Below are 10,003 nucleotides of genomic sequence, written 5' to 3'. Positions count from 1 at the left end.
GAAGGGCCAATCCTTCATCGGTCACGCAGCACTGCTTCAAGCAATTCGTCCTACATCGAATTCCCCTCTGCATTCAGGACACACTGGAACAAAATCGAGCACCGGCTGTTCTCCCACATCACCCACAGCTGGCGCGGCAGGCCGTTGACCAGCCATGAAGTCGTCATTGAGACGATCGCCGCCACTCGCACCCGGGCCGGTCTGCGCGTCGAGGCCCATCTGGATCCCGGCGACTACCCCACCGGCATCGCGATCAGCAAAGACCGCTTCGCCGCGCTGCCGCTGGTCCGGCACGAGGTCCACGGTCAGTGGAACTATTCCCTGCTGCCCGAGTCCTCCACGCCGCAGACTCTGCCCACCAGCGAGGCGCACGGCGTTTCCGGCCGGCGCTGCGAGCTTCTGACCCGACTGACGGACCCCCGTCTGACCGGGCTGAACAGCGCGGAACTCGGCGGTCTATGCGCCGAGTTGGCCCCGATGCAGGCCGCCCGGTCCCAGGAACGCTACAGCGAGCAGCGCGGTGGCCGGGCGCGGAGCGCCACCGGCAATCAGCGGGCCAAGCCGCTGTTCGACGACGGCGCCCGTGTGACGCTCACGCTCCTCTACCAGCGGCAAGTGTGCTCGATGAAGCTGCTGGCCGACATGCTGGAGGTCACTCCCGAATGCATCGGCCACCTCGTCGCCGAGACCCGCCGGGTCCTGGAGGACCACGGCCATCAGCCCGGATACGCCCCCAGCCGGTTCACCACGGCGGACGCGCTGATGTCCTTCCTCAACACCGACAAGGCCCCGCCCCGCACCCGGGTCATGGAGAGCCTGTCCCACCCACGGCTCACCGGCATGTCCCGCAAAGACCTGGATGTGCTCACTCGCCGCCTCGCCCCACGCCAACTCGCGCAGGTCGAACGAACCTCCTACCAACGCCGGGGCGCCGATCGCCAGCCAGGCAGCCGCGGCGGCGTCTTCCCCCAGAAGCTGGGTGACAGAGAGCGCGTCGTGGTCGCCCTGCTCTACCTGCGGAAACTGTGCACCCTGGATGTCCTCGCCGACGCGCTGGGGGACGTGAGCAGGTCCTCGATCGGAAACGTCGTCCGCGAGATCCGGCCCCTGCTTGCGGAAGGCGGACTCCTCCCACCCCCGGCGGCCACCCGCTACCGCACCGCCCCAGATCTCCTCGCCGCCGCAGACGGGCAAACCAACACACCGACAAGTTGATTCTTTACGGCTTCATTTCCTGCGCAACGTCTTCGCAGTGATCCCCAAGGACGCCGCGGAGATGGTGGCCGCGACCATCCGCACGGTCTTCGCCCAGCCCACCGCCGAGGCTGTCCGCGCCCAGCTCGACACCGTCGCCGACATGCTCGGACGGCAGTTCCCCAAGGTGAAGGCGATGCTCCTGGATGCGAAGGTCGACCTCACCGCCTTCGCGGACTTCCCCGAGCGACATTGGAAGAAGATCCAGTCGACCAACCCCCTGGAGCGGGTCAACCGCGAGATCAAGCGCCGCGTCGACGTCGTCCAGATCTTCCCCAACCCCGACGCCCTCGAACGCCTCACCACGGCCGTCCTCATCGAGATGCACGACGAATGGATCGCCTTCCCCCGCCGCTACCTCCCCGAAGGCAGCATGGACAAGATCTATCCAACCGAAGATCCACCCGACACGGTTACACCACTACAGGGGACATGACCTCGCGCGCGCCCTGTCGATCCTGCGGGACCCGGGCCCCAAGACGCAGGAGGGTGTCGGCTCCGGATTTCTGTGTGTGGAGAACGACGATCCGACAGCGGAGCTTCAGGTCCAGCTCTTCGAGGGAGCGGGGATCGCGCCGCGAGACGTCACTCCCTGGAACGCCTACCCCTGGTACATCAACCGCTCGCCGAAGGCGGCCGAGCTCCAGGCAGGCGTCGAGGTCCTGAAGCAGCTGCTGGGGTTGATGCCGAACGTCAAAGTCGTGCTTCTCCAGGGCAGCGAAGCCCAGCGCGGGTGGGACCGCCTGCTCCAGACGCACCCCGGAGTTGTCCGTGAACGGAGTCTGGAGGTGGTCAGCACCTACCACCCGGGACGGCAGGCTCTCTTCGTGCGGGACCCGGATGAACGCGCTCGCCGCGCACAGCACAGAGTCGACTCCTGCCAGACCGTCGGTGACGTGCTCCGTGGGGTGGCCGGGCAGATGTAGAGCTCGGCCGTGCTGGCGCGGACCAGGCCGTGGATCATCTTTCGCTCACCGCTCGCGCGCATCCCTCCAGTAGTTCTGGAGCATCTCGGTCGGCCACGAGGGCTGTGTGACAGGACCGCGAGGGAGCATCTCCTCGAACACGGCCACGAAGTCGATGACCGGTGTGCCGTCGACGGCGTCGAGGTCCGTCACGTGGAGGTCGCGCCCGTCCACTCCGAGCAGGCGGGGGAACGATGTCGCGATCCGGGCGGGGCGACGGTGGTTGCGGTGTACGAACGTTCCGGTCGCCGGCCACTCCGGGTTGTTGCGAGGGCTGCGGGCGTGCAGCGCGACGTCGCTGGGTGAGCCCTCGGAGAAGTACCAGGTGACCTGGAGATGCGAGAACTCCTCGATCCCCTGCAACGTGTCGAGGGGGTAGTCCGGGCGCAGCCGGATGATGGATTCCACGCCGCCTTGGAAGTCGTCGCCGACCTTCAGATGGCCCCCGACAACCGTGGCGACGATCGGCACCTCGATGGACTGTGCGGTCACAACTACCCCTTCTTTCCCTCCAGATGGGATGGTCCGGTACGTTTCCGCACCGCGCACGCCCATCGTCATGGCGCGGTCAGGCTACTCGCCTCAGCACGGCCTTGGCTCGTTCGTCGATCTCCGCCGCCGCGCTGATCCCACGGTTGCGATACGGGGAGAGAACCCGGCGCATGTTGATCACCGCCTCGCGGGCTCGACCGGAATGAACGCCGTTCATGGCGTCCAGGGCCTGGGCCCAAGTGCTGCACGCGGCCTCGACATTGCCCTGACTCGCCTGCGCAGCGCCCAGATACCCCAAGGTCACGACGTGAGTGCGACCGAAGGCGTCGGTCTTCCTCGTGTGGACGCTGCGCCAGAACTCGTCATGGGCCCCCTGGAGGTCGCCGAGAGCCCAGAGCGTGCGAGCTGTTTCGTGCGCCAGGCTGGCCTCGGAGAAGAACCAGACACGGGCGGGTTCGTCATCCCCGGGCTTTGCCGCCGCGAGGTCGTCCTCAGCCCGGAGGAGGGCTACACGCGCTTCGTGGCGCTGGCCGGCCGTGGCCAGGCTCCGCGCCCGCACGACGCCTAGCAAGGCTCGTTCGCGGGGAGTCGCCAGGGTGTACCGCTTGTGCTCGACCGAGGCCGTTGCGATGTCCACGGCTTCCTTGGGGTGGCCGAGATCTGTCGCCTGGTGGGCCATGGCTCGCAGGACATGGCCGGCCAGTGGTGCGTCCTCGGCCTCGGCCGCCAGCTTCACCGCCAGGGTGAAGTACCGCCGGGCGGCCTCGTGGTGCGACGCGTCGAAGCTCATCCAGCCGGCGACGTACACCAGCTCGGCAGCGGCGGCGAAGAGGCGGCAGCGCGTCTCGTCACTGGCGAAGACACCGCCGACGTACGTCGCGACGTCGTCGTAGATGTACTGGTAGAGGGCTGTCCGGCCGTCCACTCCGCCTTGGCGTTGGTCGCGCTTCGAGAAGAAATCGGTCATCTCCTTCAGCGCGTTGATCTCGGCAGTCCCGATTCTCCGGCTCGTCGAAGCGGGGCGCGATCGGGCACGCTCGGGGGCCTCGTCCCACCACGTCTGTCCAGGCAGGGCGAGTCCGGTCACCGAGTAGGCAGTGCCGGCCAGCACTCGGCGTCGCTCCAGGTCCACGTTGCTTCCCCCCAGATCTACCAACGCACTCACCGTATCGACGTGCCATTCGGATGCCATGACCGCACCCGATTTCGGCGGGGTGAGGCCGATCTCGGCGGGAGTGATGGGGCGTTGGAGCCGACGGGACAACGTCTCACTCAAGATAAGGGGCGCCCGCCCGGAGGGTTCCGTTCCCGCGATCCACATCGCGATGTGCGAGCGGCTGGTGCCGAGCAGCTCGACGGCGCCGACCTCGGCCGCAACCCGTACGAGGGCAGCGGCGACCTTCGGCTGCGACCAGCCGGTTTCCGCGATCGCAGCGGCCAGTTTCTCGTTCCGCTCGCGCCTCATCGTGCGCCCCTGTCCACAAGATGATCTTTGACGGGTTTGACGGCATCGCCGGCCGGTGGGGGATACCAACCCACCGTGATTCACGGTTCGCTCAAGGTCAACCAAACCACCAACCGGCTTTCCCTCGGGAGGAATTCGGTGAACGCAATCCAGACGTACGGCTCTGGAGACCGGATGCCGCCGGGCGGGCAGAGCCATGTCTTGGAGCCGGTCCAGGGCAGAGAAGAAGGTCCGAGAACGGCGGTCGGCGTGCACCTCCGCAGCTTCGACGCCTCCGCCGAGACCTGCCGCCGAGTCCTTGACCGACTCCGGCGGACACTGTGAGGAGGCCGAGATGATGCCCATCTGGAGCCTGGAGTCCGTCGTCGAGTCCCCCGAGTACCGGGTGAGCCTCACCATCGTCTCGGACGACAAGGCGCCCGGGGCGGCACGGACCTTCACGCGGGAAGCGCTGTCGGCCTGGGGGCTTGAAGAGCTGATGGACCGCACGGTCCTGATCGTCAGTGAACTCACCACGAACGCCGAGCGCCACGGCGGTATGCCAGGCGGCACCGAGCGCCCCGCGAACGCGAACGGCCAGATGGTGGCCGAGCACATCACGCTGACCCTCACCGCCCAGAGCGGAACCGTGGGCATCGAGGTGGAGGACAACTCCCCCCTGCCGCCGGTCCCTCGCGCCAGTGGGCCGGACTCGGTGGACGGACGCGGTCTGCTGCTCGTCACGGCCGAGGCCGACGCATGGACGGCTTGTCTCAACGAAGACGGCAGCGGCAAGCGGGTTCTCGCGGTCGTGAAACGCCGAGAGTCCGTCCCCTGCGGCCCCACCCCCACCGCACACACCTTTCAGCCCCACTCGCTCGCCATGGAGGCGTTCGCCATGCCTGCTCAACACGTGCCCGTCGCCGCGCCCTTACCTCCGAGGAAGAAGATGGAAGACGTCGTGACGCAGCACGTGCTGCTCCTCGACCTGGACGGTGTCCTGGTCGATACGCGCCCCGTCATGCAGGAGGCGTGGCGTACGGTCCAGCAGAGTCACGGCATCGACCTGACGTTCGAGATGTACGAGCAGCATCTGGGCCGCCCGTTCAACGACATCATGGAGCGGCTCGAGCTGGCCGACGCCGATCGGATCCACCAGACGTACACGGCGGCCTCGCAGGCTGCCTCCCCTCTGGCCCGACCGTTCGAAGGCGTAGAAGAAGTGCTCCATGCCTTCGCTGCCGCCGACTGGCGCCTCGGCGTCGTGACGTCCAAGCCTTTGGACAGAGCCGCTCCGCTCCTCGCCCAACTCGGCTGTCCCTTCGCCACCGTCCGTGCACCCGGCGGTCCGGGGAGGGGCAAGCCGGCCCCGGACCCGCTGCTGCTCGCCCTCGTTGACCTCGCGGCCGATCCGGCGTCCGCAACATACGTGGGTGACATGGAAGTCGACCGTGAGGCCGCTCGCCGAGCCGGTGTCTCCTACGTGCATGCCGCCTGGGGTTATGGCGGCCCCGGCACTCCGGAGCCCCGGATCGCGCGGTCGCCGGTGGACCTCCTTCGACTGCTCGACGTGAGCGAGAAGAGCGCGCCCCTCATCGAGGGGAGCCTGCTGTGACCGACTCTGGCCAAGTCGTCGAGGCGCTGATGGCCGCGCTGGAGGCCGAGTACGGCGACGCGCTCGTGACGGCCGGCGGCGTGAGCTGGCTGTCGGTCCACCACGTACCGATTCGCCGCCTGGTCACCCGTGTGGTGAAGCAGCTTCTGGACCTGGACGAGGTGCCGACCGCCACGATGTTCGGCGCAGCCGAGGATCTGGTGGTGGCCGGCGGCAGTACGTCTCTCGGCTATGTCGCGTACGAAGTGTCCGAGGCAGGTCTTTCCTTTCTCCTCGGGCACGGCGAGCCCGGCCAACTCACGCCGGACGGTGGCGAGCTCGCGGTGCCGGTCCAGCCTCGCTTGAAGGTCACCACCGCACCCGTGTGCGCCGTCTCCTGGTCATCCCGCCATGCGGAGACTTTGCTTCCGGTTCTCTCCGACCTCGCCTGCCAAGGGGTGAGGAGCACCGTCGTGGACATGGCCTCCGAAGTGGATCAACGTTTCCCGGATGCGTCGGAACCGGGAATCACCGTGCTCCGCCTGCCAGAAGAAGCCCTTGGCCGACACAGAGACGTACCTGCCCAGAGCGCGTTCCGGCCCGAAAACGAGCGCACGGTACGAGTAGGACAGCACGAGATCGGCATCGGCCGACTGGCGTGGCTCGCCGCCCGACTGCTTGTGCGCAGCGCCGGCTGCACCCAACCGTCCTGGTCGGCAACGCTGTACGTCGAGCAGTGGCTCGACGCCGTTCTCCTCGAATCCCACAGTCGGGTCCTGTTGTGCAGCAACGACTCCAGCCCGCTCGGCGTCCTCGCCGTTCGCGCCGCCGAACGTGCTGCCGCTGACACCGTCTACGTCCAGCACGGCGCGTGGATCGAGGGGCAGACCTCCTCGCACGCCCAGCGCTGCCGCCATGTCGCGGTCATGGGGGCACGTGATGTGCGCGCGGCCCGGACTCGGACTCGGCGCCCTGACGCTCGTACGTACGTCGTCGGCCAGCCGCGGTTCGACGGGCTCACCCAGGTTGACCGCCTCGGTCAGCGGGCCTATCTGCAGAGGGTTTTGAGGGAGCAGACGGGTTCGGCGCCGACAAGGATCGTCGTGTGGGCGTGCCAGCCGTTCAGCGAGCAGCGGCTTCTTGGCCAGGTGGAGGTTCTGGTTGAGGGGTTACGGAACGCGAAGGGCGGCTGGGGTCTTGTGATGGCGCCGCACCCCGCCCAGGACGCAGAGACGCTGTCGTCTCTGTTCGACGTGATGAACGGTGTCCCGGTCGCCTTGATCGGCTCGGAGGTCGGAGCACGCGGATGCCTGGCCGGCGGGGATGCCCTGATCAGCGCGTCATCGACGTGCGGGATCGAGGCTCTGCTCCTCGAAGTGCCCGTACTGGAACTGGCACTTCCTGCCACGCGCACGTTGGGACTCGCCGACCACGGGGCCGCTTGGCGTTGCGAGTCCAGCCGGGACATCGCCAGGTTCCTGACGCGTATCGACGAGTCTCCGCAGACCGTACGCGTACCGACGGCGGCCAGGGAGTCGATCTGCCACTGGGACGGCCGCAGCGCCGACGCCGTCGCGGACATCGTCACCCAGGCGCTGTCCGGCAGCACAACTCCCCACCACTCAGCGCAAGGGACCGACAGGCGATGACAAACACGTTCACCGGCGACAGCGTTGCCGAACTCTTCATCGGCGCGGTGATGTTGGCCAAGAGCGGGGACAAGGTCAGCCCGCGCGGAATGGCCACCCGCGAGGTCTTCGACGTCAACATGACGCTGACCCAGCCGAGGGCCCGCCTGCTGTACGCGCCGCCCGCCCGAATCCTGAATCCCGCCTTCGCGGCGGCCGAGACCGTCTGGCATCTCTCCGGGACCGACGCCCCGTGGATCTACGGATACAACGAGCGGCTGCGGCAGTACGCCGACGACGGGATCCTGCAGGGTGCCTACGGCCCGCGGATGCGGAACTGGGCCGGGAAGGTGGACCAGCTCCACCGCGTGGTCGAGATCCTCAGGAACGACCCCGACTCCCGCCGCGCCCTGATCCAGCTGTACGACCCGGCCCGCGACACCGTCGGCCACAAGGACGTCCCCTGCACGCTCGGCTTCCGCTTCCACCTGCGCGCTGGCCGCCTGCACATGTCCACCACCATGCGCGGCCAGGACGTGTGGATCGGCCTGCCGTACGACCTGTTCTTCTTCACCACGCTGCACGAGCTGGTCGCCGGCTGGCTCGACGCGGAGCTGGGCGAGTACCACCACCACGTCAGCTCGCTGCACATCTACGAGCGCAACCTCGACAGGGCCGACGGACTGACCGACGTCTCCGCGAGCCCGCTCATGCCCGAACTCACCACGCCGTGGGAGGGCTTCGACGAACTCCTCCGCCGAGTCGAGGTACGTGACGAGACCGGGCACCCGGGTTGGGATGCCATGGCCGAGACGATGTGCAGCTACCGGCTGTGGAAGGACGGGATGCGCGAAGAGGCGTGGCGCGTCGCCGACGCCGTCGACGGACCGCTCGGCGAGGCCCTGACCGCCTGGTACGGCGAACTGACCTGCCGCACCGGAACCCCGGCCGTACAGGCTGCCGCGGGAACGAGGTGACGACCGCGATGGATCACGTGCCCGCCGTCATTCTCGGTCTCTGCTCCTACACCCATGACTCCGCCGCCGCGCTCCTGGTGGACGGTGAACTGGTCGGCTTCGTCGAAGAGGAACGCCTCTCTCAGAAGAAGCACACCCACGAGTACCCCCACCACGCCGTCGAGTGGCTGCTGGGCGAGGCGGGCCTCACGCGCGGCGACGTCGACGCCGTCGCGTACAACTTCCAGCCCGTCCGATACCTCGCCGAGGCTCCCGCGGCCCTGCGTCTCGCGCTCTCGGGCACAACCCGTGACCGGGCTCTGCCACGGGCCGCAGGATTCGCCAAGGTCGCGCTGCGCACCCGGCGCCGGGTCCAGTCCCTCGGCCGGCAGTTCCCCGGCGCGCGGGTCTCGCCCGTACTGCATCACCGCGCCCATCAGCTGACCGCCTTCGCGGCCTCCGGGTGGGACGAGTCTGCCGTGCTGGTCGTCGACAGTCTCGGCGAGCGGCAGACCACGACAATCGCCCACGGCCACCATGCCGGCCGTCCCACCACCCGCACCCTGGAGGCCATTTACGATCCGGCCTCACTGGGCTACGTGTACGGGGCGGTCACCGAGCACCTCGGCTGGCGCCGTGGAGACGAAGAAGGCACCGTGATGGCGCTCGCCGCCCTCGGCGACGCCACTCGCTTCCGGCAGCTCTTCGCCCGCGCGGTCCGCACCACCGCCACCGGCTTCGCCCTGGACCCGGCCTACTTCCCGCCTCGCGTCCTCGCCTCCGGCTGCCCACGGACCTCCCGCCGCTTCGTCGTGGAGACCTGCCCGCCCCGGCGCCCGGACGAGCCGCTCCAGGAGGTCCACCAGGACCTGGCCGCAGCGCTGCAGGAGCGCACAGAACAGGTGATGCTCCACCTGGCGCGGCGCGCCCGCCTGCTCACCGGCTCGCGGCGGTTGTGCCTGGGCGGCGGCGTGGCCACGAACTGCGTCAGCATCGGGCGGATCATCGAGGCGGGCATCTTCGACGAGGTCCTCGTGCCGCCCGCTCAGGGCGACGCAGGCACCGCGCTCGGTGCCGCGGTCGCCGTGCACACCGACAGCGGGAACGGCCGGCCGCTGTGCGGGGTCGCCCGCGCCTGCTACCTCGGACCGTCCTACCCAGAGCCGAACCTGGACCTCACCCCGTGGCCGGGACTCCAGCAGAAGACCCTGGACATCGAGGTCGCGGAGTTCCTCGCCGACCAGCTCGCGCACGGCATGATCGTCGGACTGTTCCAGGGACGTGTGGAGGCCGGCCCCCGCGCACTGGGGAACCGGTCGATCCTGGCCTCCCCTCTGGAGCCCGGCGTCGTCGAGCGTCTGAACGCGAGCGTGAAGTTCCGCGAGCCGTTCCGCCCGTTCGCCCCCATGGTCCTCGCCGACCGAGCACGGGAGTTCTTCACCCTCGGCCAGGACGCGCCGTACATGTCCATGGCCTCCGGAGTGACGGACAAGGCCCGCGAACACATCCCCGCCGTCGTCCACGCCAACGGCACCTCCCGCCTCCAGACCGTCAGCCCCACCCAGAACCCCTTCGTGCCCGCATCGAACCCACGTGCCTCGCCGCCCTCGCTGGTCTTGATCGACTGGGCGTCGATCACGGCGGCCGACGGCTCGGGATCGCGTCCGGCC

6 protein-coding genes and 4 pseudogenes are annotated in these 10,003 nt (G+C 68.5%); 7 read left to right on the top strand and 3 right to left on the bottom strand.

Annotated elements, in window-relative coordinates; genetic code table 11:
* Window positions 1-84: 84 nt before the first annotated feature.
* The 3 genes and pseudogenes from ACGFSA_RS34170 to ACGFSA_RS34160 all read left to right on the top strand — a co-directional run.
* A pseudogene (locus tag ACGFSA_RS34170) lies at window positions 85-330 on the top strand (ISAzo13 family transposase); the annotation flags it as partial.
* 892 nt (window positions 331-1,222) lie between these two features.
* Window positions 1,223-1,690, top strand: a pseudogene (locus tag ACGFSA_RS34165) (transposase); the annotation flags it as partial.
* A gap of 76 nt (window positions 1,691-1,766) precedes the next feature.
* On the top strand, window positions 1,767-2,180 hold the full coding sequence (locus ACGFSA_RS34160; protein ID WP_393309938.1) for a uracil-DNA glycosylase: 414 nt from the start codon (window positions 1,767-1,769) through the stop codon (window positions 2,178-2,180).
* A gap of 45 nt (window positions 2,181-2,225) precedes the next feature.
* Here ACGFSA_RS34160 and ACGFSA_RS34155 read toward each other — a convergent pair whose 3' ends face one another.
* Complete coding sequence (locus tag ACGFSA_RS34155; protein ID WP_393309937.1) at window positions 2,226-2,711, bottom strand: TrmO family methyltransferase; 486 nt, start codon at window positions 2,709-2,711, stop codon at window positions 2,226-2,228.
* 76 nt (window positions 2,712-2,787) lie between these two features.
* On the bottom strand, window positions 2,788-4,176 hold the full coding sequence (locus tag ACGFSA_RS34150) for a Tat pathway signal protein (protein WP_393309936.1): 1,389 nt from the start codon (window positions 4,174-4,176) through the stop codon (window positions 2,788-2,790).
* Window positions 4,177-4,510: 334 nt separating this feature from the next.
* On the opposite strand from ACGFSA_RS34150, the gene ACGFSA_RS34145 reads away from it, so the two are divergent.
* The 4 genes and pseudogenes from ACGFSA_RS34145 to ACGFSA_RS34130 form a co-directional block, all read left to right on the top strand.
* On the top strand, window positions 4,511-5,770 hold the full coding sequence (locus ACGFSA_RS34145) for an HAD-IA family hydrolase (RefSeq protein WP_393309935.1): 1,260 nt from the start codon (window positions 4,511-4,513) through the stop codon (window positions 5,768-5,770).
* Window positions 5,767-7,398 carry a hypothetical protein gene (locus tag ACGFSA_RS34140; protein WP_393309934.1) on the top strand — a complete coding sequence of 544 codons (1,632 nt, stop codon included), beginning with the start codon at window positions 5,767-5,769 and terminating at the stop codon, window positions 7,396-7,398. Before ACGFSA_RS34145 ends, ACGFSA_RS34140 begins: the two co-directional genes overlap by 4 nt.
* Window positions 7,395-8,354, top strand: coding sequence for a thymidylate synthase (locus ACGFSA_RS34135; RefSeq protein WP_393309933.1), 960 nt, complete (start codon window positions 7,395-7,397; stop codon window positions 8,352-8,354). The genes ACGFSA_RS34140 and ACGFSA_RS34135 overlap by 4 nt, the downstream gene beginning before the upstream one ends.
* A gap of 8 nt (window positions 8,355-8,362) precedes the next feature.
* Window positions 8,363-9,916, top strand: a pseudogene (locus tag ACGFSA_RS34130) (carbamoyltransferase); the annotation flags it as partial.
* Here ACGFSA_RS34130 and ACGFSA_RS34125 read toward each other — a convergent pair.
* A pseudogene (locus ACGFSA_RS34125) lies at window positions 9,904-10,003 on the bottom strand (IS5/IS1182 family transposase); the annotation flags it as partial. The pseudogenes ACGFSA_RS34130 and ACGFSA_RS34125 sit on opposite strands and share 13 nt — an antisense overlap.

Source organism: Streptomyces sp. NPDC048496 (genome assembly GCF_043200055.1).
GTDB lineage: Bacteria > Actinomycetota > Actinomycetes > Streptomycetales > Streptomycetaceae > Streptomyces.
This window is presented reverse-complemented; position numbering and strand designations above follow the sequence as displayed.